This is a genomic window from Massilia luteola, assembly GCF_034420155.1.
Classification (GTDB): Bacteria; Pseudomonadota; Gammaproteobacteria; order Burkholderiales; family Burkholderiaceae_D; genus Telluria; species Telluria luteola.
Genome location: NZ_JAXOFN010000001.1, coordinates 122,854 through 149,080, shown reverse-complemented (window position 1 = coordinate 149,080; position 26,227 = coordinate 122,854). Strand labels below are relative to the sequence as shown.

General features: G+C 64.3%; 30 protein-coding genes and 1 tRNA gene. 1 reads left to right on the top strand and 30 read right to left on the bottom strand.

Annotation, left to right across the window (positions count from 1 at the left end):
- Positions 1-73: 73 nt before the first annotated feature.
- The 27 genes from U9J41_RS00785 to U9J41_RS00655 all read right to left on the bottom strand — a co-directional run bounded on the left by U9J41_RS00785 (position 74) and on the right by U9J41_RS00655 (position 23,255).
- A complete protein-coding gene (locus tag U9J41_RS00785; protein ID WP_322399696.1) occupies positions 74-976 on the bottom strand; it encodes an ion transporter in 903 nt (300 codons plus the stop codon).
- Positions 973-1,416, bottom strand: coding sequence for a VOC family protein (locus U9J41_RS00780; RefSeq protein WP_322399695.1), 444 nt, complete (start codon positions 1,414-1,416; stop codon positions 973-975). The genes U9J41_RS00785 and U9J41_RS00780 overlap by 4 nt, the downstream gene beginning before the upstream one ends.
- Positions 1,406-1,960: an NADPH-dependent FMN reductase gene (locus U9J41_RS00775; protein ID WP_322399694.1), complete on the bottom strand. Its 555-nt coding sequence runs from the start codon at positions 1,958-1,960 to the stop codon at positions 1,406-1,408. Before U9J41_RS00775 ends, U9J41_RS00780 begins: the two co-directional genes overlap by 11 nt.
- 79 nt (positions 1,961-2,039) lie before the next feature.
- Positions 2,040-2,348: a hypothetical protein gene (locus U9J41_RS00770; protein ID WP_322399693.1), complete on the bottom strand. Its 309-nt coding sequence runs from the start codon at positions 2,346-2,348 to the stop codon at positions 2,040-2,042.
- Positions 2,349-2,352: 4 nt separating this feature from the next.
- The gene (locus U9J41_RS00765) at positions 2,353-2,790 is read right to left on the bottom strand and encodes a hypothetical protein (RefSeq protein WP_322399692.1); all 438 of its coding nucleotides are present in this window, start codon (positions 2,788-2,790) and stop codon (positions 2,353-2,355) included.
- 158 nt (positions 2,791-2,948) lie between these two features.
- Entirely contained in the window at positions 2,949-3,461 is a 513-nt protein-coding gene (gene ispF / locus U9J41_RS00760) for a 2-C-methyl-D-erythritol 2,4-cyclodiphosphate synthase (RefSeq protein ID WP_322399691.1), read from the bottom strand.
- A 31-nt stretch (positions 3,462-3,492) separates the two neighbouring features.
- Positions 3,493-4,197: a 2-C-methyl-D-erythritol 4-phosphate cytidylyltransferase gene (ispD, locus tag U9J41_RS00755; protein WP_322399690.1), complete on the bottom strand. Its 705-nt coding sequence runs from the start codon at positions 4,195-4,197 to the stop codon at positions 3,493-3,495.
- A 345-nt stretch (positions 4,198-4,542) separates the two neighbouring features.
- Complete coding sequence (locus U9J41_RS00750; RefSeq protein WP_322399689.1) at positions 4,543-5,100, bottom strand: NUDIX hydrolase; 558 nt, start codon at positions 5,098-5,100, stop codon at positions 4,543-4,545.
- A 48-nt stretch (positions 5,101-5,148) separates the two neighbouring features.
- Positions 5,149-5,469, bottom strand: coding sequence for a DUF2818 family protein (locus U9J41_RS00745; RefSeq protein WP_322399688.1), 321 nt, complete (start codon positions 5,467-5,469; stop codon positions 5,149-5,151).
- Between the two features lie 7 nt (positions 5,470-5,476).
- On the bottom strand, positions 5,477-7,003 hold the full coding sequence (gene nuoN / locus U9J41_RS00740) for an NADH-quinone oxidoreductase subunit NuoN (RefSeq protein ID WP_322399687.1): 1,527 nt from the start codon (positions 7,001-7,003) through the stop codon (positions 5,477-5,479).
- A 23-nt stretch (positions 7,004-7,026) separates the two neighbouring features.
- The gene (locus tag U9J41_RS00735; RefSeq protein ID WP_322399686.1) at positions 7,027-8,553 is read right to left on the bottom strand and encodes an NADH-quinone oxidoreductase subunit M; all 1,527 of its coding nucleotides are present in this window, start codon (positions 8,551-8,553) and stop codon (positions 7,027-7,029) included.
- A 16-nt stretch (positions 8,554-8,569) separates the two neighbouring features.
- Positions 8,570-10,705: an NADH-quinone oxidoreductase subunit L gene (nuoL, locus tag U9J41_RS00730; protein ID WP_322399685.1), complete on the bottom strand. Its 2,136-nt coding sequence runs from the start codon at positions 10,703-10,705 to the stop codon at positions 8,570-8,572.
- Positions 10,706-10,750: 45 nt separating this feature from the next.
- On the bottom strand, positions 10,751-11,059 hold the full coding sequence (gene nuoK, locus U9J41_RS00725; protein WP_029757428.1) for an NADH-quinone oxidoreductase subunit NuoK: 309 nt from the start codon (positions 11,057-11,059) through the stop codon (positions 10,751-10,753).
- A complete protein-coding gene (locus U9J41_RS00720) occupies positions 11,056-11,727 on the bottom strand; it encodes an NADH-quinone oxidoreductase subunit J (protein WP_322399684.1) in 672 nt (223 codons plus the stop codon). The genes nuoK and U9J41_RS00720 overlap by 4 nt, the downstream gene beginning before the upstream one ends.
- Before the next feature lie 25 nt (positions 11,728-11,752).
- Complete coding sequence (gene nuoI / locus U9J41_RS00715) at positions 11,753-12,241, bottom strand: NADH-quinone oxidoreductase subunit NuoI (protein WP_322399683.1); 489 nt, start codon at positions 12,239-12,241, stop codon at positions 11,753-11,755.
- A 13-nt stretch (positions 12,242-12,254) separates the two neighbouring features.
- Positions 12,255-13,325 carry an NADH-quinone oxidoreductase subunit NuoH gene (gene nuoH / locus U9J41_RS00710; protein ID WP_425259807.1) on the bottom strand — a complete coding sequence of 357 codons (1,071 nt, stop codon included), beginning with the start codon at positions 13,323-13,325 and terminating at the stop codon, positions 12,255-12,257.
- 35 nt (positions 13,326-13,360) lie between these two features.
- Positions 13,361-15,691: an NADH-quinone oxidoreductase subunit NuoG gene (gene nuoG, locus U9J41_RS00705; protein WP_322399682.1), complete on the bottom strand. Its 2,331-nt coding sequence runs from the start codon at positions 15,689-15,691 to the stop codon at positions 13,361-13,363.
- Positions 15,692-15,712: 21 nt separating this feature from the next.
- Positions 15,713-17,008: an NADH-quinone oxidoreductase subunit NuoF gene (nuoF, locus tag U9J41_RS00700; RefSeq protein WP_322399681.1), complete on the bottom strand. Its 1,296-nt coding sequence runs from the start codon at positions 17,006-17,008 to the stop codon at positions 15,713-15,715.
- On the bottom strand, positions 17,005-17,481 hold the full coding sequence (gene nuoE / locus U9J41_RS00695; protein WP_322399680.1) for an NADH-quinone oxidoreductase subunit NuoE: 477 nt from the start codon (positions 17,479-17,481) through the stop codon (positions 17,005-17,007). Before nuoE ends, nuoF begins: the two co-directional genes overlap by 4 nt.
- 18 nt (positions 17,482-17,499) lie before the next feature.
- Positions 17,500-18,753: an NADH-quinone oxidoreductase subunit D gene (locus U9J41_RS00690; RefSeq protein ID WP_322399679.1), complete on the bottom strand. Its 1,254-nt coding sequence runs from the start codon at positions 18,751-18,753 to the stop codon at positions 17,500-17,502.
- Positions 18,753-19,346: an NADH-quinone oxidoreductase subunit C gene (locus U9J41_RS00685; protein ID WP_056436644.1), complete on the bottom strand. Its 594-nt coding sequence runs from the start codon at positions 19,344-19,346 to the stop codon at positions 18,753-18,755. The genes U9J41_RS00690 and U9J41_RS00685 overlap by 1 nt, the downstream gene beginning before the upstream one ends.
- A gap of 18 nt (positions 19,347-19,364) precedes the next feature.
- Entirely contained in the window at positions 19,365-19,841 is a 477-nt protein-coding gene (locus U9J41_RS00680) for a NuoB/complex I 20 kDa subunit family protein (RefSeq protein ID WP_036230641.1), read from the bottom strand.
- Between the two features lie 3 nt (positions 19,842-19,844).
- The gene (locus U9J41_RS00675) at positions 19,845-20,204 is read right to left on the bottom strand and encodes an NADH-quinone oxidoreductase subunit A (protein ID WP_258816243.1); all 360 of its coding nucleotides are present in this window, start codon (positions 20,202-20,204) and stop codon (positions 19,845-19,847) included.
- A gap of 296 nt (positions 20,205-20,500) precedes the next feature.
- Positions 20,501-20,585: transfer RNA gene (locus tag U9J41_RS00670), tRNA-Leu, on the bottom strand.
- 210 nt (positions 20,586-20,795) lie between these two features.
- Entirely contained in the window at positions 20,796-21,242 is a 447-nt protein-coding gene (gene secG / locus U9J41_RS00665; RefSeq protein WP_322399678.1) for a preprotein translocase subunit SecG, read from the bottom strand.
- 177 nt (positions 21,243-21,419) lie between these two features.
- Positions 21,420-22,166: a triose-phosphate isomerase gene (tpiA, locus tag U9J41_RS00660; protein ID WP_322399677.1), complete on the bottom strand. Its 747-nt coding sequence runs from the start codon at positions 22,164-22,166 to the stop codon at positions 21,420-21,422.
- Between the two features lie 102 nt (positions 22,167-22,268).
- Complete coding sequence (locus tag U9J41_RS00655; protein ID WP_322399676.1) at positions 22,269-23,255, bottom strand: NAD(P)H-quinone oxidoreductase; 987 nt, start codon at positions 23,253-23,255, stop codon at positions 22,269-22,271.
- Between the two features lie 292 nt (positions 23,256-23,547).
- Here U9J41_RS00655 and U9J41_RS00650 point away from each other — a divergent pair, with 292 nt between their 5' ends.
- On the top strand, positions 23,548-24,078 hold the full coding sequence (locus U9J41_RS00650) for a hypothetical protein (RefSeq protein ID WP_322399675.1): 531 nt from the start codon (positions 23,548-23,550) through the stop codon (positions 24,076-24,078).
- A 149-nt stretch (positions 24,079-24,227) separates the two neighbouring features.
- On the opposite strand, the gene U9J41_RS00645 is transcribed toward U9J41_RS00650, so the two are convergent.
- The 3 genes from U9J41_RS00645 to U9J41_RS00635 form a co-directional block, all read right to left on the bottom strand.
- Positions 24,228-24,554: a KGG domain-containing protein gene (locus tag U9J41_RS00645; RefSeq protein ID WP_056436657.1), complete on the bottom strand. Its 327-nt coding sequence runs from the start codon at positions 24,552-24,554 to the stop codon at positions 24,228-24,230.
- A 170-nt stretch (positions 24,555-24,724) separates the two neighbouring features.
- Positions 24,725-25,339 carry a tetratricopeptide repeat protein gene (locus U9J41_RS00640; RefSeq protein WP_322399674.1) on the bottom strand — a complete coding sequence of 205 codons (615 nt, stop codon included), beginning with the start codon at positions 25,337-25,339 and terminating at the stop codon, positions 24,725-24,727.
- Positions 25,340-25,383: 44 nt separating this feature from the next.
- Positions 25,384-26,145 (bottom strand): GIN domain-containing protein, encoded by a 762-nt coding sequence (locus U9J41_RS00635; protein ID WP_322399673.1) that lies wholly within the window; start codon positions 26,143-26,145, stop codon positions 25,384-25,386.
- Positions 26,146-26,227: the final 82 nt, after the last annotated feature.

Below are 26,227 nucleotides of genomic sequence, written 5' to 3'. Positions count from 1 at the left end.
GACAACAACAATCGCAGGGACACACGCTTGCAATTAGATTCTAACAAATTCTGACAATGAGACAACGAAGACTTCAGGACAGTGCGGCCCCGCAATCCTTGCAGAACCTGGCATCGGCCTCATGGCCCGTGCTGCCGCAGGCGGCGCAGGCGCGCGCCGGGCGCGCCGGACGCGCCGCGCCGCGGCGGCGGTCGTTGCGGTGCGCCGAGAGCTCGGCCGTCACGATCCCCGTCGGCACGGCGAGGATGCCCCAGCCGAGCAGCATCATGAACGACGCGATGGCCTTCCCCAGGTTCGTGTGCGGCGTGATGTCGCCATAACCCACCGTCGTCATGGTCACGGTTGCCCAGTACATCGCGACCGGGATGCTCGTGTAGCCGTTCTTCGGTCCCTCGACGACGTACATGATCGTGCCGAGGATCAGGATCGCCATCAGCACGACGGACAGGAACACGAGGATCTTGCGCCGGCTGGCGGACAACGCTTCGCCGAGGCGCGTGTATTCCTCGATGTACAGCGTGAGCTTGAAGATGCGGAAGACGCGCAGCAGGCGCAGGATGCGGATGTCGAGCAGCAGTTCCGTGCCCGGCATCAGCAGTGAAAAATACGAGGGCAGCACGGCCAGCAGGTCGATCACGCCGTAGAACCCGGTGGCATAGCGCCACGGCCGCTGCACGCACGCGATCCGCGCCGCGTATTCGGCCGTGAACAGCGCCGTGAAGCCCCATTCGAGGCCGTTCAGCAGCGCGGCGTGGTCGCGGTGCAGCCACGGCACGCTGTCCAGCACGACGACGAGGATGCTGAACAGGATCGCGAGCACGAGGGCGATGTCGAAGCGGCGGCCGGCCGGCGTGTCGGCCTCGAAGATGACGTCGTACATGCGCCGCCGCAGCCCGGCCGGCGGCTTGCCGTACTCGGCGGGCGACTGCGAGACGTACGGCGGCGCGCCGTCGCTGTCGTCGCCCTCGTGCGTCATGATCCGTGCGGCGAGGTGGGCGGCCCTTTCAGCTCGATCGTATTGCCTTCCGGGTCCTGCAGGTAGATCGACGGCCCTTCGCCCTCGGCGCCGAAACGCGACGCGGCCGGGCCGGCGTCGATGCCGTGCGCGGCCAGGTGGGCGCGGATCGCGGCTTCGTCGAACGGCTCGACGCGGAAACAGAAATGGTCGACGTTGCGCCCTTCCGGCCCCGGCGCGGCGCCGCCCGCCGCGCCCAGCTTGCCGTCGATGGGGATCAGGTCGAGCATCGCGCTGCCGGCGCGCAGCTGCACGAGGCCGATCTCGTCCTGGCGCCGCACTTCGCGGCAGCCCAGCACGTCGCCATAGAATCGCTGCATGCGCGCGAGGTCGACGACGCGCAGCACGATGTGGTCGATCTCGCGGATCGCGATGGGCGTGCGCGCGGCGTCAGTCCGCATGGCGTTCCACCCACGTCGCGAAGCATTCCATGAACTGCTGCAGGAAGGTCTTGAGGCCGTCGTCGGTCAGGTTGTCGCCGTCGAACTTGGCGCCGACGCCGCCGATATACGCCTCGGGCGACTGCATGCACGGCATGTTGAGGAAGACGAGGCACTGGCGCACGGCGTGGTTGGCGCCGAAGCCGCCCAGGGCGCCCGGCGAGTTGCTGACGACGGCGCAGGGCTTGCCCGTCCATGCGCCCTGCCCGTACGGGCGCGAGCCGACGTCGATGGCGTTCTTCAGGACGCCCGGCAGCGAACGGTTGTATTCCGGCGTGCAGAACAGGACGCCGTCGGCGTCGCGGATGCGGTTGCGGAATTCGGTCCAGGTGGCGGGCGGGGTCTCGGTCTCGTCATCCTGGTTGTACATCGGCAGCTGGGCGATGTCGACGATCTCCAGTTCGAGCGTGGGCGGCGCCACCAGCATCAGGCTCCTGGCGAGCTTGCGGGTGAACGAGTCCTTGCGCAGGCTGCCGACGAGTACTGCGATCTTGCGAGTTGCCATGACGGTCCTTTCGTTCTTGACGGGTCGTACGGAGTCCAAAGTGTAACGACTTTCCGTCCGGACCGTGCGGACGCGCCGTTCAGATGCGCCGGCGCCGGTATTCGTCGAGGAAGGTGCGCGCCGCGCGCGGCGTCAGCACGCGCACGGGGTCCCCATGCCACGCATACAGGAATGGCGGCCCGCCCGCGCGATCCGTCAATTTGGCGCGAATGAGGAAGCGGGTGCCGGCCGGATAGCGCTCGGGGTCGGACAGCGCGCGCGCGCACTGCACGCGCATCGACGTGGCGTACGCCTGCCCCGCCATCGGCTTGATGCGCAGCCGGCCCGTGCGCGCGTCCGGCACGGATTCGACGGCCACGTCGCGGTAGGCCCACGGATCGCGCGCCATGGCGTTACGCGCCCGCGCCCGCGGCCACGGCCGTAGCCGTAGCCGTAGCCGTAGCCGTAGCCGCGGCATGCGGCTGCGCTTCGCGGATCGGCGGGTTGACCAGGCTTGCCGCCAGCACCGGCGCGAGCCACGTGAACCCGAGGGCCGCCGCGCACACATAAAAAGTCCACGCGGACTTCGGCGCCGGCAGATAGGCGGCGATGATCACGGCGCGGCTGCCGTACATCAGCGCCAGCAGCCATGTCATGCGCCGGCGCTGCGCGAGCGCGCCTGCCGTGAAGCCGATCGACGCGACGCCGAGGCCGGTCGCCGTGTTCAGCGGCGACCGGGACAGGCCCGTCGGCAGGCGCGCGGCCATCGTGATCATCGGGATCGCGCTGGCGGTCAGGATCAGGCCCCAGGCGGCGCATGGGCTGGTCGCGTTCGGCGCTGCGGTTGTCATGTCGTCCCCGTTTTATTGTGCTGGCGACATGATGCCATCATTCCAACGGACACGTGGGGTGGGCACCCCGCGCCCACGCGACCGCACGCGGACCGCGAACGTCCGCGCGGACACGCGACCGATGCCCCCGGCATCGATCGCCCCACCCAACCGTGACGTCAGGCCACCGCGCGGATCAGCAGCACGGTCGCCTGCGCCGCCATGCCCTCTTCGCGGCCGAGGAAGCCGAGCTTCTCGTTCGTCTTGGCCTTGATGTTCACCTGCTGCGGCGACACGCCGACGTCCTCGGCGATGCGCGACACCATCTGCGGGATGTGCGGCGCCATCTTCGGCTGCTGGGCGATGATGGTCGCGTCGATGTTGCCGATGGTGTAACCGGTGCCGAGCACGCGGTTGGCCGCTTCGCGCAGCAGCACGCGCGAGTCGGCGCCGGCGAACATCGGGTCGGTGTCCGGGAAGTGCTTGCCGATGTCGCCCAGGCCGGCGGCGCCCAGCATGGCGTCGACGATGGCGTGCAGCAGCACGTCGGCGTCCGAATGGCCGTGCAGGCCCAGGCGGTGCGGGATGGTGACGCCGCCGACGATCAGTTTGCGGCCCTCGACGAGGGCGTGGCAGTCATAGCCGGTACCGATGCGGAACGGCGGGGTCGGGTTGTACGATGCGAGAGCCATGATGTTCTTTACACGCTTTATACGTTATACGTCAGACGAATTCAGGTTGGGACACTGCCAGGTACATCTCGGCGATCCGGATGTCGTCCGGCAGCGTCACTTTGAGATTGCGCGGATGTCCTTCCACCAATCTTGGGCTCAATCCGAGGGCTTCAACCGCGCTGGCGTCATCGGTAATCGAATCGGGGTCGGTGGCGGCGGACAGCGCTTCGCGCAGCAGTTCGTAGCGGAACATCTGCGGGGTCTGGGCGAGCCACAGGCCGTTGCGGGGTACGGTCCCGCACGCTTCGCCGTCGATGCAGCGCTTGACCGTGTCGACGACGGGCAGCGCCAGCAGGCCGCCGGCCGGGTGGTCGCCCGTGTCCTTGATCAGCTTTTCGATCAGTCCGGCCGTGAGGCCGGGTCGGGCCGCGTCGTGCACGAGCACCCGGTCGTGGCCGGACAGCGTGTTCGCGAGCACAGCGAGGCCGTTGCGCACGGATTCCATGCGGCTGGCGCCGCCGCAGCGCAGGACCGTCACGCCGTGGTGGGGCGCGACGGCGTCGATATAGGGGTCGTCCGGACTCACGACGACGAAGGTGTGTGCGACGAGCTCGCTGGACAGGAACGCGTCGAGCGTATGCCTGAGCATCGGTTTGCCGCCGATTTTCAGGTACTGCTTGGGGCTCGTGGCCCCCATCCTGGCGCCGACGCCGGCGGCGGGAATCAGGGCGAAATAACGTGGTGCTTGAGTCATGTAAATTTTACGCTACGATCGGGAACGTCTTGTCGATCCAATAATAGACTGTACCTCACCTTGGCAAACTTTGCTGGGACCCGCGCATTCCCGCGGACTGCCGATCGCGGCCGGCTGCCTTTCCGCGCGGCCCACCTCAGGCTTAATGTACGGCATCCGGTTGCGGTCGAGGTCGCGCTGGAGCAGTATTCGCGATCCGCTGGCGCGCGCATACAACGGTTTGGCCGCAAAGCGCCCACCCAACCGGGCACGCGCGCGCTTCCACTGTCGGCAGACCGTCCAGCCAGGACCTGAGTTGGCGCATTTGGTGCGCAAGGATCTCGCCGCACGCGCACGCGGCGAACGTCAATCCGGCGTCCAGGTGCCGGCGGCGAACTTCTCCAGCCAGAACGTGCCGATCACGGTCTTCACATCCGTGATGGCGCCTTTCCTGACCATGTCGAGCATCTCGGGGATGGTCGCGGTGAAGGTCTCGAGGAACTCGCCGTCGTCCAGCTTCGCCTCGCCCGCCTCGAGGCCGCGCGCGAGGAACAGGTCGAGGTGCTCGTCGGAATACGCGATGGCGTTGTGGATGGTGCAGACGAAATGCCAGTCGGTGGCGGTATAGCCCGTCTCTTCCGCCAGTTCGCGCTTGGCGCAGGCGAGCGAGGCTTCGCCCGGGTCGATCTTACCGGCCGGGAATTCGATGAAGACCTGCCCGTTCGGATAACGGAACTGGCGTTCGAGCAGCACGCGGCCGTCGTCGAACAGGGCCAGGATCACGACGGCGCCGGGATGGCGGATGAATTCGCGCTGGGTGATCTTGCCGTCGGGGAGTTTCACGCGGTCGCGCGAGACTTTGAGGAAGTGGCCGTCGTAGGCGATCTCGCCGTCGACCTTCGTTTCTTTGAGATGGGAATCCATGGAGGCTCCGGTGATTATTCAATGCACCGGCGCCATGGACAGCGGTGCTCAGAAGCGGCGCTTGCGCAAGTATCGCAGGACGAAACCGGGAAAGGCCAGCACGACGAACATGCAGGCGGTGATCGCGTAGAACTCCCAGGTCTGGGGGAACGCGGTACCGATGCGGGATTCGAGGGCGTGGGCCAGCGCGCCGACGATAAAGTATAAAACAATCAACTCGAGCAGGCGCACGACGAAGTATTTCGCGTGCGCCTTGTTTTGTGCCGGCTTCACGGGAATGAAGCCGAGCACGCTCTCGTTGAGGAACGGCAGGTTGGCGAACGCGAGTGCGACCGCGATCACCAACCAGCTGGCCAGGGAGACGTCCACCGCGGCCTTAGGACTTCAACGTCAGGGTCATGGCCGACAGGCAGGCCGCCAGCAGCGGGCCCGGCAGGATGCCCAGGATCACGACCAGGATGCCGTTCAGCGACAGCACGACGCGCATGTCCAGCGGGGTCGAGATCGGCGACGCATCGGCCACCTCGTCGAACCACATCACTTTCACGACGCGCAGGTAGTAGAACGCACCCACCAGCGAGGCCGCCACGGCGACGACCGCGAGCCACAGCTGGCCCGAACCGACGACGGCGTCCAGCACGGCCCACTTGGCCATGAAGCCCATCATCGGCGGCACGCCGGCCAGCGAGAACATCAGCGCGGTCATGACGAGCGCGTACCACGGGCTGCGCTTGGCCAGGCCCTTGAAGTCGGCCAGTTCTTCCGCTTCGTGGCCCGAACGCGCCAGCATCATGATGACGCCGAAGCTGCCCAGCGTGGTCAGCACGTAGGTGATCGTGTAGTACATCGACGCGCTGTAGGCGGTGGCGATGTTGGCGGCATTCGCGGCGTCGCGGCTGCCGACGACGCCGGCCATCATGCCCAGCAGGACGAAGCCCAGCTGTGCGATGGTCGAGTACGCGAGCATGCGCTTCAGGTTGGATTGCGCGATCGCGGTCAGGTTACCGATCACGAGCGACAGCACGGCCAGCGCCAGCAGCATCTGCTGCCAGTCGATCGCCAGCGGCAGCAGGCCTTCGACGAGGATACGGATCATCATCGCGAACGAGGCCAGCTTCGGCGCGGCGCCCAGCAGCAGCGTCACCGCCGTCGGCGAGCCCTGGTACACGTCCGGCACCCACATGTGGAACGGCACGGCGCCCAGTTTGAAGGCCATGCCGGCCACGACGAACACGAGGCCGAACACGAGGATCGTGTGGTTGGCGGCGTTGCTCGACACCAGCTTGGCGATCGTCGTGATGTCCAGCGAACCGGTGGCGCCGTAGATCATCGAGATACCGTACAGCATGAAGCCCGACGCGAGCGAACCCAGGATGAAGTATTTCATCGCGGCCTCGGTCGAGATCGCGTGGTCGCGACGCAGGGCCACCAGCGCGTACAGCGACAGCGACATCAGTTCCAGGCCCAGGTAGATCGGCAGCATGTTGTTACCGGAGATCATGACCATCTGGCCCAGCATCGTGAACAGCGCGAGCACGTAGAACTCGCCGCCCAGATTGCCGGACATCATGCCGCGCTCGGCCGTGTACTGGCGCGAGTACACGAGCGTGACGCCGACGGCCAGGTAGGTGAACAGCTTGAGCAGGTTCGCCATCGGGTCCGACACGAACATGTTGTAGAACGTGTAGGTCGTCGTGCCGGACTTGAAGTCGGCGTAGGTGATCACCGCGCAGCCCACCAGGGTGAGCAGCGACAGGATGTAGGTCAGCGTGCGCTTGCCGTCCTTCTGGAACATGTCGATCAGAAGGATGGCGCAGGACGCGATGACCAGGAAGATTTCTGCAGAGACCGGCCCCAGGTTGTTGGCGGCCAGCACGGCTTGGGTGTTAATCATCGGATTCATATCGTTGTTGATGCCTTATCGACTCAGTGCGCGGCGACCGCAGCGACTGCCGTCGGCAGCTTGCTGACCGAGACGTGCTGCAACAGGTCCGCCACCGACACTTGCATCGAATCGGTGAACGGTGCCGGATACAGCCCCATGTAGATCGTCAGGATCGCGAGCACGCCCAGCATGAAGAACTCACGGCCGTTCAGGTCGACCAGCTCGGCCACGTGCTTGTTGCCGATCTTGCCGAACACGACGCGCTTGACCATCCACAGCGAGTACGCCGCGCCCAGGATCAGGGCGGTGGCGGCCAGCAGGCCGGTCCAGAAGTTGAACTTGACGGCGCCCAGGATGACCATGAATTCGCCCACGAAACCCGACGTGGCCGGCAGGCCGCAGTTGGCCATCGCGAACAGCACGGAGAATGCGGCGAACTTCGGCATCACGTTGACGACGCCGCCGTAGTCGGCGATCTGGCGCGAGTGCATGCGGTCGTACAGCACGCCGATGCACAGGAACATGGCGCCCGACACGAAGCCGTGCGAGATCATCTGCACGATACCGCCCTGCACGCCGATCTCGTTGAAGATGAAGAAGCCGAGCGTGACGAAGCCCATGTGGGCGATCGACGAGTACGCGACCAGTTTCTTCATGTCGACCTGCACCATCGCGACGAGGCCGATGTAGATCACGGCGATGAGCGACAGCACGATGATCAGCGGTGCCAGGTAGTGCGACGCGTCAGGCGCGATCGGCAGCGAGAACCGCAGGAAGCCGTAACCGCCCAGCTTCAGCATGATCGCGGCCAGCACGACGGAGCCGCCGGTCGGCGCTTCCACGTGGGCGTCCGGCAGCCAGGTGTGCACCGGCCACATCGGGACCTTGACGGCGAAGGCCATCAGGAACGCCACGAAGATCAGGACCTGTTCCTTCATCGTCAGCGTCAGGTCGTGCCATGCCAGGATGTCGAAGCTGCCGTTCGATTTGTTGTACAGGTAGATGATCGCGATCAGCGTCAGCAGCGAGCCCATGAACGTGTACAGGAAGAACTTGAACGACGCATACACGCGATTCGGGCCGCCGAACACGCCGATGATGATGAACATCGGGATCAGCGTCGCTTCGAAGAAGAAGTAGAACAGCAGGCCGTCCAGCGCGACGAACACGCCGATCATCAGGCCCGACATCAGCAGGAACGAACCCATGTACTGGGCGATGCGTTCCTGGATCACTTCCCAGGCGGAGATCACGACGATGATCGTGATGAACGCGGTCAGCGGCACGAACCACAGCGAGAGGCCGTCGATGCCGAGGTAGTACTGGATGTTGAAACGTTCGATCCAGGCGGCCTTCTCCACGAACTGGGGTCCGTGGGCCGTGTTGCTGAACTGCGTCATCAGCGGGATGGTCGGCAGGAAGCTGATCACCGCGCCCGCCAGCGCCAGCAGGCGGGTGAAGCCCGCTTTGCTGTCGCGACCGACTGCCAGCACGATGATGCCGCACAGGATCGGCAACCAGACCGACAGGCTCAGGTAAGGAGGAAAGGTAGAAATCGTAGACTGCATCTTGTTTTTCTCTCTTTTAAGCGTGCCAGAACGGGAAGAAGTACAGCAGCGTACCCAGCACGCCCAGGATCATCACGAACGCATAGTGGTAGATATAACCAGTCTGGAACGTACGGACGATGGTCGAGAACCAGCCCACCAGCTTCGCGGAGCCGTTGACGACGAGGCCGTCGATCAGCGCGCGGTCGCCGACCTGCCACAGGCCCTTGCCCAGCAGGCGTGCGCCGCCGGCGAAGACGATCTCGTTGAACTTGTCCATGTAGTACTTGTTGTCCAGCAGCGTGTGGATCGGACGCAGCGCCTTGTAGAAGGCCGCCGGCACGCGCGGATTGATCATGTAGCAGTAGTACGCGGCGACGACGCCGGCCAGCGCGATCCAGAACGGCAGCGACGTGAACGCGTGCACGCCCATCGCGACCGGACCGCTGAACTCGTGCGCCAGCTCTTCCATCGCCGGATGGCGCTCGGCATTGATGGTGATGACGTTGTTGAAGAAGCCGCCGTACAGCATCGGCTTGATCGCGAAGAAACCGATGATGACGGACGGGATCGCCAGCAGGATCAGCGGCAGCGTGACGACCAGCGGCGACTCGTGCGGCTTCTGGCCCGGGGCCAGGCCGTGGTGGCCATGGTCGTCGTGCTCTTCTTCGTGGTGCGCGTCCGAATCGTGCTCGGCGTGGGCGTCGTGGCCGTGGGCCGCGACTGCCTGGTCATGTGCGTCGTGGCGGTGCGACGCGTCGCCATGGGCGTGGTCGTCATGCGCATGCGCCTTGCCGAAACGCTCCTCGCCGTGGAACACGAGGAAATACATGCGGAACGAGTAGAACGCGGTCACGAACACGCCGGCAACGACGGCGAAGTACGCGAAGCCCGTGCCCCACAGGTGCGAGGCGTGGACGGCTTCGATGATCGAATCCTTCGAGTAGAAGCCGGCGAAGAACGGGGTGCCGATCAGTGCCAGCGAACCCACCAGCGACGTGATCCAGGTGATCGGCATGTACTTGCGCAGGCCGCCCATGTTGCGCATGTCCTGGTCGTGGTGCATGCCGATGATGACGGAGCCGGCGCCGAGGAACAGCAGCGCCTTGAAGAACGCGTGGGTCATCAGGTGGAACACGGCGACGTTGTACGCCGACACGCCCAGCGCGACCGTCATATAGCCCAGCTGCGACAGCGTGGAGTACGCGACGACGCGCTTGATGTCGTTCTGGATGATGCCCAGGAAGCCCATGAACAGCGCGGTGATCGAACCGATGATGACGATGAACGACAGCGCGGTGTCCGACAGCTCGAACAGCGGCGACATGCGGGTCACCATGAAGATGCCGGCGGTAACCATCGTCGCGGCGTGGATCAGTGCCGAGATCGGGGTCGGGCCTTCCATCGAGTCAGGCAGCCACACGTGCAGCGGGAACTGCGCCGACTTGCCCATCGCGCCGATGAACAGGCAGATGCAGGCGGCGGTCAGCAGCGGCCAGGTCGTGCCGGGCACGAACATGGCCGACAGCGCGCCGGCCTTGGCGAACGTCTCGTCGTAGTTCATCGTGCCGGTGGCGGCCAGCAGCAGGCCGATGCCGAGGATGAAGCCGAAGTCGCCGACGCGGTTCACGAGGAACGCCTTCATGTTCGCGAAGATCGCGGTCGGACGCGTGTACCAGAAGCCGATCAGCAGGTACGAGACCAGGCCCACCGCTTCCCAGCCGAAGAACAGCTGCAGGAAGTTGTTGGCCATGACCAGCATCAGCATCGAGAACGTGAACAGCGAGATGTACGAGAAGAAGCGGTTGTAGCCTTCGTCTTCGGCCATGTAGCCGATCGTGTAGATGTGGACCATCAGCGACACGAAGGTCACGACGCACATCATCATCGCGGACAGCGCGTCGATCTTGAAGCCGACCGACATTTTCATGGTGCCGACGGTCATCCAGGTGTAGATGTCGCCGTTGTACGTGGCGCCGTCGATGACCTGGTTCAGCGTCATGATCGAGATGACCATGGCGATGAAGACGCCCAGGATGGTCGCGGAATGCGACACGACCCGGCCGACCACGTTGCCGAAGAACTTGGTGCCGAGCAGGCCGGCGATCGCCGAGCCCGCGAGCGGCGCGAGTGGCACCGCCAGCAAGAGGTTAGGGTTAATTTGCCCCGCCATATTGAACCTTTTGTTTATTTATCAGGAGGTTGACAGACAAACCGCTTAGCCCTTCAGGCTGTCGAGGTCTTCCACGTTGATCGTGTCCAGGTTACGGAACAGGACCACCAGGATCGCCAGGCCGATCGCCGATTCGGCGGCCGCGACAGTCAGGATGAAGAACACGAAGATCTGCCCTGCCGCGTCGCCCAGATAATGCGAGAACGCCACAAAGTTCAGGTTCACCGCCAACAGCATCAGTTCGATGGCCATCAGCAGGATGATGATGTTCTTCCGGTTCAGGAAAATGCCGATCACGGAGATCGCGAACAGGATCGCGCCCAGGATCAGGTAATGAGCGAGCGATAAAGTCATTGCGTCTCCTTGTTCGCTGCTGCGGCGGCGGCCGCAGTTGCTGCAGCCACGGCTGCGGCGTCGATGGCCTTCTGGTCAACCGTCTGCATCTTGACGATCTTCAGACGGTCGTTACGCTTGACGCGGACGGCGAGGCCCGGGTCGATTGCTTTGGTGTCCTTGCGCTTGCGCAGGGTCAGCGCCACGGCGGCGATGATGGCGACCAGCAGGATCAGGCCGGCGATCTCGAAACCGTAGATGTACTGGGTATAGATCAGGCGGCCCAGTTCGCGCGTGCCGCCGATGTGGCCGACGGCCGCCTCGGACGGCGCATCGCCCTGGCCCAGGAAGCCGCGCCACAGGACGGCGGCCATCTCCAGCACGATCAGCGCGCCGACGCCCGACGCCACCGGCAGGTAGCCCCAGAAGCCTTCGCGCATGCGGTCGATATTAATGTCGAGCATCATCACGACGAACAGGAACAGCACCATGACGGCGCCGACGTAGACCAGTACCAGCACGATGGCCAGGAACTCGGCCTTGAGCAGCATCCAGATACCGGCAGCGTTGAAGAACGCGAGCACCAGGAACAGCGCGGCGTGCACCGGGTTCTTGGCGGTAATGACGCGCAACCCGGCCAGCACCATCACGGCCGCGAACACGTAGAACAGAACAGTTGTGAAATCCATGACTTACGCAGGAGCCCTTTTATTGTTAGCGGTACTTGGCATCGGCTTCGCGCGCGGCGGCGATGTCGTTCTCGTAGCGATCGCCCACGGCCAGCAGCATTTCCTTGGTGTAGTACAGGTCGCCGCGTTTTTCGCCGTGGTACTCCAGCACTTGCGTCTCGACGATCGAATCGACCGGGCACGATTCTTCGCAGAAGCCGCAGAAGATGCACTTGGTCAGGTCGATGTCGTAGCGCGTGGTGCGGCGGGTGCCGTCCTCGCGCTGCGCCGACTCGATCGTGATGGCCATCGCCGGGCACACGGCTTCGCACAGCTTGCACGCGATGCAGCGCTCTTCCCCGTTCGGGTAGCGGCGCAGCGCATGCAGGCCGCGGAAGCGCGGCGAGATGGGGGTCTTTTCTTCCGGGTACTGGACCGTGATCTTGCGCTTGAACGCATACTTGCCGGTCAGGGCCAGGCCCTTGATGAGCTCGGACAGCATCAGGCTGCCGAGGATCTCTTTAACTCGTGTCATTTTGTGTGCTTCCTTACTTCCAGATGTTCCACGGCGTCTGCATCCAGCCGGCGACCAGCACCAGCCAGATCAGGGTCAGCGGAATGAACACTTTCCAGCCGAGACGCATGATCTGGTCGTAGCGGTAGCGCGGGAACGTGCCGCGGACCCAGATGAACAGCGAGACGATCAGGAACATCTTGGCGAACAGCCAGAAGAAGCCGCCGAAACCGCCGCCGAATTCGAGGAACGAGAACGGTGCGGCCCAGCCGCCCAGGAACATGATCGATGCCAGCGTGGCGACGAGGATCATGTTGGCGTACTCGGCCAGCATGAACATCGCGTACGACATGCCGGAATATTCCACCATGTGGCCGGCCACGATTTCCGATTCGCCTTCCACCACGTCGAACGGGTGGCGGTTGCATTCCGCCAGGCCGGACGTGATGTAGATGACGAACAGCGGCAGCAGCGGCAGCCAGTTCCACGACAGGAGGTTGATGCCGTGGTCGACGGCCCAGCCGCGCGCCTGTGCGCCGACGATGTCCGAGAAGTTCAGCGAGCCCGACACCATGAGCACGACGACCATCACGAAGCCCATCGGGATTTCGTAAGAGATCATCTGCGCCGAAGCGCGCATGGCACCCATGAACGAGTACTTCGAGTTCGCCGACCAGCCGGCGATGATGATGCCGTACACCTCCATCGACGTGATCGCCAGCAGCAGCAGCAGGCCGGCATTCACGTTGGCGAGCGCGGCTTGCGGGCCGAACGGAATGACGGACCACGCGGCCAGCGCCGGCATGATGGTCATCAGCGGGCCGATCACGAACAGGCTCGGCGTCGCTTTCGCCGGGATCACGATTTCCTTCAGCAGCAGCTTCAGGGCATCGGAGATCGGCTGCAGCAGGCCGCCGGGGCCCACGCGGTTCGGGCCGATACGGATGTGGATCCAGCCGATCAGCTTGCGCTCCCACAGCACGAGATAGGCCACGAGGCCCATCAGCGGCAGCAGGACGACGACGATTTTCAGCAGCGTCCACACGAGGGGCCAGGCCGCGGGGCCCAGCAGGCTCGCGCCGCCGCTGTTCAGGTTGTTGATCATGTCAGGTACCGACATTTTGCTTGGGCTCCCCTGCTTTATGCTTTAGCTACATTGATCGGACCGAACATATCGCCCAGTACCGAAGTCGATTCGTGGGCGGCCGCGACCCGCACGACGTTCGCCGGCAGGCGCGCGTCGATATTGGCCGTCAAGACCACACTGCCCTGCCCTTGCGATACCGTGACCTTGTCGCCGGCGTTGACGCCCAGCTTGTCGGCCAGCTTGGCCGACAGGGTCGCCAGCGGCGCCTGGCCGTCGGCCGTGCGCAGCAGCGGTTCGGAACGGCGCGCGACGGCGTCGGCGAAGTGGATCGGCACGTCGGCCAGGCGTTCGACCTGCTCGCCATTACCGAACGACGCCGCCACCGGCGCGAGCTTCGCCACGTTGTTCAGCTTCGCGGACAGGTCGGTGTTGCCTTTGCCGAGGGCTTCGTCGCGGATCGTTTCCGAGTTCTCGTAATCGAAACCTTGCAGGCCCAGCAGGTTGCCCAGCACGCGCAGCACTTTCCAGGCCGGACGGGTCTCGCCCAGCGGCTTGACGGTGCCGTTGAAGCTTTGCGCGCGGCCTTCGCAGTTGACGAACGTACCGGCGGTCTCGCTGAACGGCGAGATCGGCAGCAGCACGTCGGCGTAGTCCATGCCGTGCTTGAACGCGGACAGCGCGACGACCATCTCGGCGCCGTTCAGCGCCTTGAGGGCCTGTTGCGGGTTGGCGGCGTCCAGTTCCGGCTCGGCGTTCAGCAGCACGTACGCTTTCTTCGGCTGCGCGAACAGGTTCGCGGCGTTCTTCGACGTGGCGTTCACCAGGTAGCCGCCGACCGTGTTGGCGGCGTCGACGAAGTAGCCGAATTTCGCGCCGGTCTGTTCCGCGATCCATTGCGCGACGGCGTGCAGCTTCGATGCCTGCGGGTGGTACATCGCGGCGTTACCGAGCAGGACGGCGCCCGGCAGGTCGGCGGCGTGCTCGACGGCCAGCGTGGCGGCGATGCCCTTGGCGACGTCGCCGGCGGTCACGCCTTCGAAGCCGGCCGGGGCTGCGATGCCTTTGGCGGCAGCGATGGCGACGGCGATTTCGGAAAGTGCGGCCAGCCAGTCGCTCGGTGCGGCGATCAGGCGGTTCGCGGTCGGGATCAGGTTGTCGTCAGCGGAACCGTGCACGATGGACAGCTTGGCGCCCGACTTGACGGCGGCGCGCAGGCGCGTCGCGGCCAGCGGGTGGTCCTTGCGCAGGAACGAGCCGACGACCAGCACACGTTTCAGGTTCGACAGTTCGGCCACCGGCATGCCCAGGTGCGGCACGACTGAGCCATCCAGCGCGAAGTCGGTCTGGCGCAGGCGGAAGTCGACGTTCTCGACGCCGAAGCCGCGCATGGCCTTCTGCAGCAGGAACAGTTCTTCGACGGTCGAATGCGGCGTGGCGACGGCGGCGATGCTGTCGGCGCCGTGTTCGTGGCGGATGTTGCGCAGGCCGTGGGCGACGTATTCCAGCGCCGTCTGCCAGTCGGTCTCGATCCACTTGCCGTCCTGCTTGAGCATCGGCGTGGTCAGGCGCGAAGCGTTATCGAGGGCTTCGTACGAGAAGCGGTCCTTGTCGGAAATCCAGCACTCGTTGATGTTCTCGTTTTCCAGCGGCAGCACGCGCATGACCTTGCCGCCCTTGACCTGGACGATCAGGTTCGAGCCCAGCGAGTCGTGCGGCGACACCGAACGGCGGCGCTGCAGTTCCCACGGACGGGCCGAGTAGCGGAACGGCTTGCTCGTGAGCGCGCCGACCGGGCACAGGTCGATCATGTTGCCCGACACTTCCGAGTCGACCGACTTGCCGACGAACGTCGTGATTTCCGAGTGCTCGCCGCGGCCGACCATGCCGAATTCCATCACGCCGGCCACTTCCTGGCCGAAGCGCACGCAGCGGGTGCACTGGATGCAGCGGCTCATCTCTTCCATCGAGATCAGCGGGCCGGCTTCCTTCGGTGCCACGACGCGCTTTTCTTCTTCGTAGCGCGAGCCGCTCTTGCCGTAGCCGACGGCCAGGTCCTGCAGCTGGCATTCGCCGCCCTGGTCGCAGATCGGGCAATCCAGCGGGTGGTTAATCAGCAGGAATTCCATGACGGATTTCTGCGCCTGCACGGCCTTGTCGCTGTGCGTGCGCACGATCATGCCCGGCGAGACCGGCGTGGCGCAGGCAGGCAGCGGCTTCGGTGCTTTTTCCACTTCCACGAGGCACATGCGGCAGTTGGCCGCGATGGACAGCTTCTTGTGGTAGCAGAAGTGCGGGATGTATGTTCCCAGTTTGTTTGCGGCGTCCATCACCATCGAACCTGGTGGGACTTCGACTTTCTTGCCGTCTAATTCGATTTCAACCATTTGATCGTTACCTGACCTGGTTTAGAGGTAAGTCGGCACCAGACAGTGCTTGTGCTCGACGTGATATTCAAATTCTTCGCGGAAGTTCTTGATCATGGCGCGAACCGGCATCGCGGCGGCATCGCCCAGTGCGCAGATGGTGCGGCCCTGGATGTTGTCGGCGATCGAGTTCAGCATGTCCATGTCTTCCGGACGACCCTGGCCATGTTCGATACGGTGGACCATGCGGTACATCCAGCCCGTGCCTTCGCGGCACGGCGTGCACTGGCCGCACGATTCCTCGTAATAGAAGTACGACAGGCGCAGCAGCGACTTGACCATGCAGCGGGTCTCGTCCATGACGATCACGGCGCCCGAACCCAGCATCGAACCGGCCTTGGCGATCGCGTCGTAGTCCAGGTCGGTCTGCATCATGACGTCGCCGCGCACGACCGGTGCCGACGAACCGCCCGGGATGACGGCCTTGATCTTCTTGCCGCCGCGCATGCCGCCCGCGAGTTCCATCAGCTTGGCGAACGGCGTGCCCAGCGGGACTTCGTAGTTGCCCGGACGCTCGACGTCGCCGGAGATCGAGAAGATCTTCGTGCCGCCGTTGTTCGGCTTGCCCAGGCCCAGGTAGTTCTCGGCGCCGATGTTCAGGATGAACGGGACGGCCGCGAACGTTTCCGTGTTGTTGATCGTGGTCGGCTTGCCGTACAGGCCGAACGACGCGGGGAACGGCGGCTTGAAGCGCGGCTGGCCCTTCTTGCCTTCCAGCGATTCGAGCAGCGCGGTTTCCTCGCCGCAGATGTAGGCGCCGTAGCCGTGGTGCGCGTGCAGCTGGAACGAGAATTCCGAACCCATGATCCTGTCGCCCAGGAAGCCGGCGGCGCGCGCCTCTTCCAGCGCTTCCTCGAACAGCAGGTAGTCCTCGAAGATCTCGCCGTGGATGTAGTTGTAGCCCACGGTGATGCCCATCGCGTACGCGCCGATGGCCATGCCTTCGATCAGCGAGTGCGGGTTGTAGCGGATGATGTCGCGGTCCTTGAACGTGCCCGGCTCGCCTTCGTCGGTATTGCAGACGAGGTATTTCTGGCCCGGGAACTGGCGCGGCATGAAGCTCCACTTCAGGCCGGTCGGGAAACCCGCGCCGCCGCGGCCGCGCAGGCCGGACGTCTTGAGGTCGGCGATGATCTGCTCGGGCGTGATCTTCTCTTCCAGGATGCGGCGCAGCGCGGAATAGCCGCCGCGCTTGACGTAGTCTTCCAGGTGCCAGTTGGCGCCGTTCAGATCCTTCAGGATCAACGGATTGATGTGGCGGTCGTGCAGGCTGGTCATTTGTTCAGTTCCTCCAGCAGGGCGTCGATCTTCTCGTCCGACATGAACGAGCACATGCGGTGGTTATTCACCAGCATGACCGGCGCATCGCCGCAGGCGCCCATGCATTCGCCTTCCTGCAGCGTGAACTGGCCGTCCTCGGTCGTTTCGCGGAAATTGATGCCCAGGGCATCCTTGATGCGGTGGGCGGCGCGCTCGCCGCCCGACAGGGCGCACGGCAGGTTGGTGCACACGGTGATCTTGTGCTTGCCGACCGGCTTCAGGTTGTACATGTTGTAGAAGGTGGCCACTTCCTGCACGGCGATGGCGGGCATGCCGATGTAGTCGGCCACTTCGTGCATCGTTTCCGGCGACAGCCAGCCCAGTTCGACCTGCGCGTGGGCCAGCGCGGCCATCACGGCCGACTGGCGCTGGTCGGCCGGATACTTGGCCAGCTCGCGGTCGATTTTTTTCAAGCACTGCTCAGATAACATAATCTTTTTCTACCCTTCTTATCGGTCGATCGAGCCGAACACGATGTCCTGCGTGCCGATGATGGTGACGGCGTCGGCGATCATGTGGCCGCGCGCCATTTCATCCAGGCTCTGCAGGTGGACATAGTCCGGGGTGCGGATCTTCAGGCGGTACGGCTTGTTGGCGCCGTCCGAGACGATATAAATGCCGAACTCGCCCTTCGGATGTTCGACGGCCGCGTAGGCCTCGCCCGGCGGGACGTGGAAGCCTTCGGTGAACAGCTTGAAGTGGTGGATCAGCGATTCCATGTTGGTCTTCATGTCCACGCGCGACGGCGGGGCGACCTTGTGGTTGCTCGTCATCACCGGGCCCGGATTCGCGCGCAGCCAGGTAATGCACTGCTTGATGATGCGATTGGCCTGGCGCATCTCTTCCACGCGCACGAGGTAGCGGTCGTACGAGTCGCCGTTGGTGCCGACCGGGACGTCGAACTCCACCTTGTCGTACGCGGCGTACGGCTGCAGCTTGCGCAGGTCCCAGGCGATGCCCGAGCCGCGCAGCATCGGGCCCGAGAAGCCCATGCCCATCGCGTCTTCCGGCGTCACGACGCCGATGCCGACGGTACGCTGTTTCCAGATACGGTTGTCGGTCAGCAGGGTCTCGTATTCGTCGACATAGCCGTCGAAGCGCTGCGTGAACGATTCGATGAAGTCCAGCACGGAACCCTGGCGGGTCTCGTTCAGTTCGTCGATGGCCTTCTTGCTGCGCAGCGGCGATTCGCGGTGGCGCGGCATCACGTCCGGCAGGTCGCGGTACACGCCGCCCGGACGGTAGTAGGCCGCGTGCATGCGCGCGCCCGACACGGCTTCGTACACGTCGAACAGGTCTTCGCGGTCGCGGAACGCGTACAGGAACGGGCCCATGGCGCCGATGTCCAGCGCGTGCGCGCCGAGCCACATCAGGTGGTTCAGGATGCGGGTGATCTCGTCGAACATCGTGCGGATGTACTGCGCGCGGACCGGCACTTCGATGCCCAGCAGCTTCTCGATGGCCAGCACGTAGCCGTGCTCGTTGCACATCATCGAGACGTAGTCGAGGCGGTCCATGTACGGCACGGACTGCAGGTAGGTGCGGGTCTCGGCCAGCTTCTCGGTACCGCGGTGCAGCAGGCCGATGTGCGGGTCGGCGCGCTGGATGACTTCACCGTCCAGTTCCAGCACGAGACGCAGCACGCCGTGCGCCGCCGGGTGCTGCGGACCAAAGTTCAGGGTGTAGTTTTTAAGCTCAGCCATTATTTCATCCCGTAGGTTTCTTCGCGGATCACGCGCGGGATGTTCTCGCGCGGCTCGATCGTCACGGGTTGGTAGATCACGCGTTTCTGCTCGGGGTCGTAGCGCATCTCGACATAGCCCGAGATCGGGAAGTCCTTGCGGAACGGATGGCCGATGAAGCCGTAGTCGGTGAGGATGCGGCGCAGGTCGCCGTGGCCCTCGAACAGGATGCCGTACAGGTCGAACGCCTCGCGCTCGAACCAGTTGGCGTTGCGCCAGATGCCGGTGACCGATTCGACCAGCGGCATGTCGTCGTCCGGGCAGAACACGCGGACGCGCACACGCCAGTTGTGCTCGATCGACAGCAGGTGCGACACGACGGCGAAACGCAGACCGTCCCACGTGCCTTCGCCGTAGGACGAGTAGTCGACGCCGCACAGGTCGACGAGTTCCTGGAAACGCAGCGCGGGATCGTCGCGCAGCTTCCGCATGGAGGCCAGATACTCGGCGGCCTTCACTACTACCGTTACTTCGCCCAGCGCCACGGTAATGGCAGCGCCCTCGCCCAGAGCATTCTTCAGGGCGAGTTCGAGGGCTTCGATTTTTGTCGTCATGGTTGAAACCGGCTTGGATTATCGCGCGATGGTATTGGTGCGCTGGATCTTGTTCTGGAGCTGGATGATGCCGTACAGCAGGGCCTCGGCGGTCGGCGGGCAGCCCGGGACGTAGACGTCGACCGGCACGATGCGGTCGCAGCCGCGCACGACGGAGTACGAGTAGTGGTAGTAGCCGCCGCCGTTGGCGCAGGAGCCCATCGAAATGACCCAGCGCGGCTCGGCCATCTGGTCGTAGACCTTGCGCAGTGCCGGCGCCATCTTGTTGCACAGGGTACCGGCCACGATCATCACGTCGGACTGGCGCGGCGACGGGCGGAACACGACGCCGAAACGGTCGAGGTCATAGCGCGCGGCGCCCGCGTGCATCATCTCGACCGCACAGCAAGCCAGGCCGAACGTCATGGGCCACATCGACCCGGTACGTGCCCAGTTGATCAGCTTGTCGGCTGTGGTGGTAACAAAACCTTCGTTTAAAACGCCTTCAATAGCCATGGCTTATTCCCAATCAAGGGCACCTTTCTTCCAGATGTACCAGAAGCCGACGACGAATTCGACGATGAACACCATCATCGTGACGAATCCGGTCCAGCCCAGGTCGCGCATCGAAACGCCCCAAGGGAAGAAGAATGCCGTTTCCAGATCAAACAAAATAAACAGGATCGCGACCAGGTAGTACCGGACGTCGAACTTCATGCGCGCGTCTTCGAAGGCCTCGAAGCCGCATTCATACGGGGAAAGTTTTGCCGCATCCGGGCGATGGGGACCGATCACACGGCCGAGGAGTTGCGAGGCGACGCCGACGACGGTGCCGATCACAATGAAGAGCAGGACGGGGAAGTAATTCTCGAGGTTCACGATGAAGCCTTAGTTGAACGATCGGTTGAAAAAAACACTGCAGGGGCTGCAGTACCGCATCGCGCAATCCTGGCTATTTGCCTACACCAGGATCGTACGACTGGAGACACTGAATCATCCGCTTCGCATTGCCGATCCCGACCTTCGAGGCTCGCCGCACGTTCGTACGACCGGGCTTCTCGGGCCAGAAGCGCCGCCGCGGGGACGGTTCTTCAAAGCCTCCGACAGATCCTCGTAAAAAAGCCAGCTAGGCCTCAGAGCGGAAGCTCATGCGCCCTAGCTGGCTTCTTGTATCTTGGTGCCGACGGCGAGACTCGAACTCGCACAGCTTGCGCCACTACCCCCTCAAGATAGCGTGTCTACCAATTTCACCACGTCGGCTGGAGACCAGTATTCTACTCTGACTTAGCAGCATTTTTCAATGCTCAAATTGCGCTAAACCAAGAAAAAATACTCTTTTTCTCAACTTTTCAAAAATCCGTGTTTACGGCAACCGAGTCGAGAAGCCTGTCGCCGGCACTGGCGGACCGAAGCCCGCCGAATACTACACCACCCCGCGTGCGCGTGCAGGAAGTGGCTGCGCCGCAAAAATTACTTGGCGGGGGCGGGAGCCGGTGCGGCCGGCGTGGCGACACCCGGCACGTCCTGCGTGGCGGACGGTGCAGGCGCGGCCGGAGTTCCGGCGGCAGGCGCGGGAGCCGGCGTGGTCACCGGAACGGCATCGCCGGCGCCGGCCGGGGCCTTGTGCACGGGGACGGTCACGTTTTCCATCACGCCGCCGCCCACGCTCGCGTGCGGACGGTTGCTGCCGAAGTAAGCCAGGGTCAGCGTCGACGCAAAGAAGATCGCGGCGGCGACGGCCGTCGATTTCGACAGGAAGTTCGACGAGCCGCTGGCACCGAACAGGCTGCCGGACGCGCCGGAACCGAAGGCGGCGCCCATGTCGGCACCCTTGCCGTGCTGGACGAGCACGAGACCGATGATGGCCAGCGCGGAGACGACCTGTACGACGACGATCAGATTGAACAACACGTTCATTGTTTATTCCATTCCAAGGTTGACTACTACGTTTGCAAAAATCCGTACTCGTCGCCCCCGCGAAGGCGGGGGCCCAAGTTTTCACGCATTAACGCAGCGCTTGCAAACTTAGGTTCCCGCCTGCGCGGGAACGACGACTGTTTCATCGCCCGGATGGAATATCCAACCCGGCGTTACTCAGGCCGCGTGAATGATGGCAAGAAAATCTTCCGCCTTCAAGGCCGCGCCGCCGATCAGCCCGCCGTCGATATCCGGCTGGGCCAGCAGGTCCTTCGCATTCTCCGGCTTCATGCTGCCGCCGTACAGGATCGGCACGATGTCCGCCGCCTCCGCATTGCGCGCCTTCAGTTGCGCGCGCAGTTGCGCGTGCACGTCCTGCGCCATGGCCGGCGTCGCATTCCTGCCGGTGCCGATGGCCCACACGGGCTCATAGGCCACGACGATCTTCTCCACCGCCGCCGCGTCGAGCGCTTCCAGCACGGCGTCGAGCTGGGCGCCGACCACCTGCGCCGTCGCGCCCGCCTCGCGCTGCTCCAGCGTTTCGCCGACGCAGACGATCGGGGTCATGCCCTCGGCCAGCACCGCCAGCGCCTTCTTCGCGACCAGCGCGCTGTCTTCGCGATGGTAGGCGCGGCGCTCGGAGTGGCCGACGATCACGTAGCGGCAGGCGAATTCCGACAGCATTTTCGCGCACACTTCGCCGGTAAAGGCGCCGGATGCATGGATCGAGACGTCCTGCGCGCCCCACGCGACCGGCGTACCGGCCAGCAGGTCCTCGCATTGCTGCAGGAACGGCGCCGGCACGCACACGGCGCAGGAGGCGCGCGCATTGTCCAGTCCGGCAACGATCCCGTTCAACAAAGTCGCGTTGGCTGCGCGGCTGCCATTCATCTTCCAGTTGCCTACGATGAGTTTGGCACGCATCACAACCCCACGGTCAAATAACCCGCTATTGTAACGGGGGTTGAAAAGCCGGTCAAACCGGGCATGGCATGGTGGTTCGATTGATTATTCATTATATTTTTGTCAGTTTGCGGCGACTTGCAGCATGATCTTGCCCACGTGCGCGCTGCTTTCCATCAGCGTGTGCGCGGCGGCGGCGTCCTCGAGCGGGAAGGTTTTATAAATGACCGGCTTGATCGTGCCCGCTTCCAGCATCGGCCACACGCGCTCGCGCAGCTCGCGCGCGATCTGCGCCTTGAACGCCACCGGACGCGGACGCAGGGTCGAACCCGTGATCGTCAGGCGGCGGCGCAGCACCTGGCCCAGGTCGACGTGCGCCCTGGCCCCACCGAGCAGGGCGATGACGACGATGCGGCCGTCATCGGCCAGGCAGCCGATCTCGCGCGCCACGTAGTCGCCGCCCACCATGTCGAGCACGACGTCGACGCCCTGCCCGTTCGTCAGCGCCTTGACGATAGCCGCGAAGTCCTCGGTCTTGTAATCGATCGCCCGCTCGGCGCCCAGGTCTTCGCAGGCGCGGCATTTGTCCGCGCTGCCGGCCGTGGCGAACACGCGGTGGCCGAGCGCCTTCGCCAGCTGGATCGCGGTGGTGCCGATGCCGGAACTGCCGCCCTGCACCAGCAGCGATTCGCCCGCGGCCAGCGCGGCGCGCTGGAACACGTTGCTCCACACGGTGAAATAGGTCTCGGGCAGCGCGGCCGCTTCGAGCGGCGTCAGGCCCTTGGGCACCGGCAGGCATTGCGCCAGCGGCGCCGCGCAGTATTCGGCATACCCGCCGCCCTGCACGAGGGCGCAGACGAGGTCGCCTTTATTGAACCCGCTGGCGCCGAGGTCGCCGTCGACGATCTCGCCGGCCACTTCGAGGCCCGGCAGGTCGGACGCGCCGCGCGGCACGGGATACTGGCCGAGACGTTGGAACACATCGGGCCGGTTGACGCCGGCCGCGAGGACGCGGATGAGGACTTCGCCCGGCTTCAGCTGCGGCACGGGGCGCTCGCACGGCTGGAGCACCCCGGGCCCGCCGGGCTGGGTGATTTCGATTGCACGCATGGCTTACCCTAGTTAAATAATGAGCAATTGTACGCCAGCGGTCGGGATCGCCCAAGCCGAGTTGCGCTAGAAAATGGCTGGTAACGCTAACAACGAGCAAGGAAATGCTCAGTTGCATGATCATTTCAGTATGTTTAGCGCCACAGTGGGGTATCGCGCTAAACGCCCCGGCCGGGCGGGCCGACGCGACATGCTTGATCTAGCGCAAAGATCAGATGTTGCCGAAAGTCCAGACTCTCCCCTTGCGGCCTCGTTCGCCGTATCGCATGCCAATCGTGAAAGGTGATTAACAATGCCCATCTGTAGCACGCCCGCGTTGCAGACCATCGTCGACCAGCTCATGGTGGTCGTGGACCCGAAAGTCAGCACGGCACTCGCCGGCCTGCGTTACGTGCTGGTCGAAAACTGCATGGCTTTGACGAATGGGAATCCCGCCATCTATCTCAACAGCCTGCCGGCCCAGGCACGTGTGGTCGGATGGGTCAATCGGGCGAAGATCGGCAACGTCGATGCCGTACAGGGCAACAGCGTCGCGGTCAATAAAAGCAAGATGGACGACGTGCCGCTGCTCTACGGCGTCCTGCTGCACGAATCCGCTCACGCCTGGGCCGAAAAATGCGGTTTCGCGAACACGGAACGCAATGCCTATCTGTTCGAGATCCAGTGGGTCTGCGCGCTGGCGGCCGCGCCGAATCATCCGCTCGGGGGCGCGATGCGCGCCGGCCTCGGCGCCTATTTCGCCAGCCGGATGTCGCAATTCAAGAAGGCGGAGGGCGTGGAAGAGGCGCTGGACTGGTCGCTGAAGCGCCACGGCCTCGCCTGACGCAAAAACGCCAGCCCGGAGGCTGGCGGTGGCGGAACGGCCCAGGCAGGAATGCGATGTCGCCGGCACTGCCGGTGCACGCGAACTCCGTTGCGGGCGACCCGGCCGGACCGCCCCGACGCCTGCCTGCGGCGTTCAGCGCATGCGGATCACTTCTTGTCGTTCTTGTGGCTCTGCGAGCCTGCCTTGGCGTGCTGCTCCGGCGTGCCGCCGCGGGTATGGCTGCCGCTCTGCTGGCTGCCGCCGCCCTGGCTTTGCTGGCTGCCGCTGTCGTTCTTGTGGCTCATCGAGCCGGCACGGCGTGCCTCTTCCGACGTGAACTCGTGGGCGTTGCCCGAAGCATGGGCGGCCTTGCCGCCTTCCGAGGCGATTTCGCGCTGCTTCTGCGGGTCCATCGATGCGAAACCGCGGTTGCTGGTATCGCCGCTCTGGTTGTTACCCTTGTTGCCGCCCTGGTTGTTACCCTGGTTTGCCATGATTGCCTCCAATGGATGAGTTGTCGTACAGCCCATGAAAACTGCTTGAGAGGTCATCATCCTAGTCCCGTCGAGACGACCGGAACACCAAGGATTCGCCATGCGCGCGTAGGACAATGCCTTATGCGGGCATAAGCTTCGCTCTTACAACCTGACGGCAACTTAGTTGTTCAAGAACCACTACCGCCGGTGCGCGACGACGTCGGCAGCGGCGTTCCCGGTTTCCAGTTGCGCGACATGGCCTGTGCTTCGTCGACCTGTTCCTGGGTCATCTGTTTGACGAGCGAGGCGCGCTGCTCGATGGCATTGCGGTGGCCGTTGGCGGCGGCGAGATTCCACAGCATGTAGGCGAGGACAAAATCCTGCGGCATCCCCGCCACGTGGTAGCGGTACATCAGGCCGAGCGCGTGCTGGGCGTCCGGATGGCCCTGCTCGGCGGCCTTGCGGAACCATTGCACGGCCAGTTTCTGGTCCTGGGGGACGGCATTGCCCGTGTAGTACATGGCGCCGATGACATATTGCGCATCGGCCTTGCCCTGCACGGCTGCCTTGTAGTGCCAGGAAAATGCCTGCTTGTAGTCGCGCGGCACGCCGCGGCCCATGTAATACATCAGGCCGAGCAAATGCTCCGCGTCCGCGTTGCCGGCCCTGGCAAGCGGGATGATTTCCTTCAGGGCCAGCGCGTAATTGCGGGCATTGTAGGCATTGGCGCCTTCCGTGAGGCCCGCCATCGCACTACCGTGCAGGCCGAGCGCGAACAGGATCGCAACGGTCAGTTTTCTCATTGTCTCGTTCAGACTTTATTCTTCTGCTTCTTTTCGAGATACGGCTATTTCCAGCTCACTTTGCCCAACCCGTCGACCGCGACCTTGCGGTTCTGGGGCTTGCCGTACACGGTTACCGAACCCATGCCGGACAGGTTCAGGTTCGCGCTCTGGCGCGCCGTCACGCGCGCGTTGCCCAGGCCGGACAGGTCGATGTCGACGGAATCCGCACTGCACTGCTGGGCGTCTAGGTTGCCGAGCCCGCCGAGGTCCGCCTTCAGCCACTTGGCGCGCCCGCTGAGCGAGATGTAGCCGGCGCCTTGCAGGTTCAGTTCGATCCCCTCCCCGTTCAGGCCCTGCATCTGCATGCTGCCGATGCCGCCCAGGCTGGCGCGCACGATCCTGTAGTTGCTGGAGATCTTCATCGAGCCGGCGCCGTCCAGCGTCAGTTCCAGCTCGTCGCCGGTGAAGCCGGACACGTCCGTCGTCCCCAGGCTCTCCGACGTCACCGCGCGCAGCGCCGGCAGCACGAGTTCCGCGTGCAGCGCCCCGGCGCGCACGTGGCCGCGGACGTCCGTGTCGATGTGCAGCGTGTCGCCGTTCTGCGACGTGACCGTCCGCTCCAGGTAGCGCGATTCGCCGGTGAGGGTCAGCGCCGCCGTGCCGCCCTGCCGGATCTTCAGGTCGACGGCGCCGTCCACGTCGACCCGCACGACGCGGGCGTCGACGGGGCGGGTCTCGGTCACGACGTCGGGCGCGGCGTGCGCGACCCCGAGGACGGCACACAGGGCGACGCCCACCGGCGCAAGCGCGAAAATCTTGTTCATCCGATTCTCCGAATTCCTGTTTTTGTTTTGTAAAGGTTGGTGCTTGTTGAAAACAGGATAAACGGACTGGCCGCCCCCACCC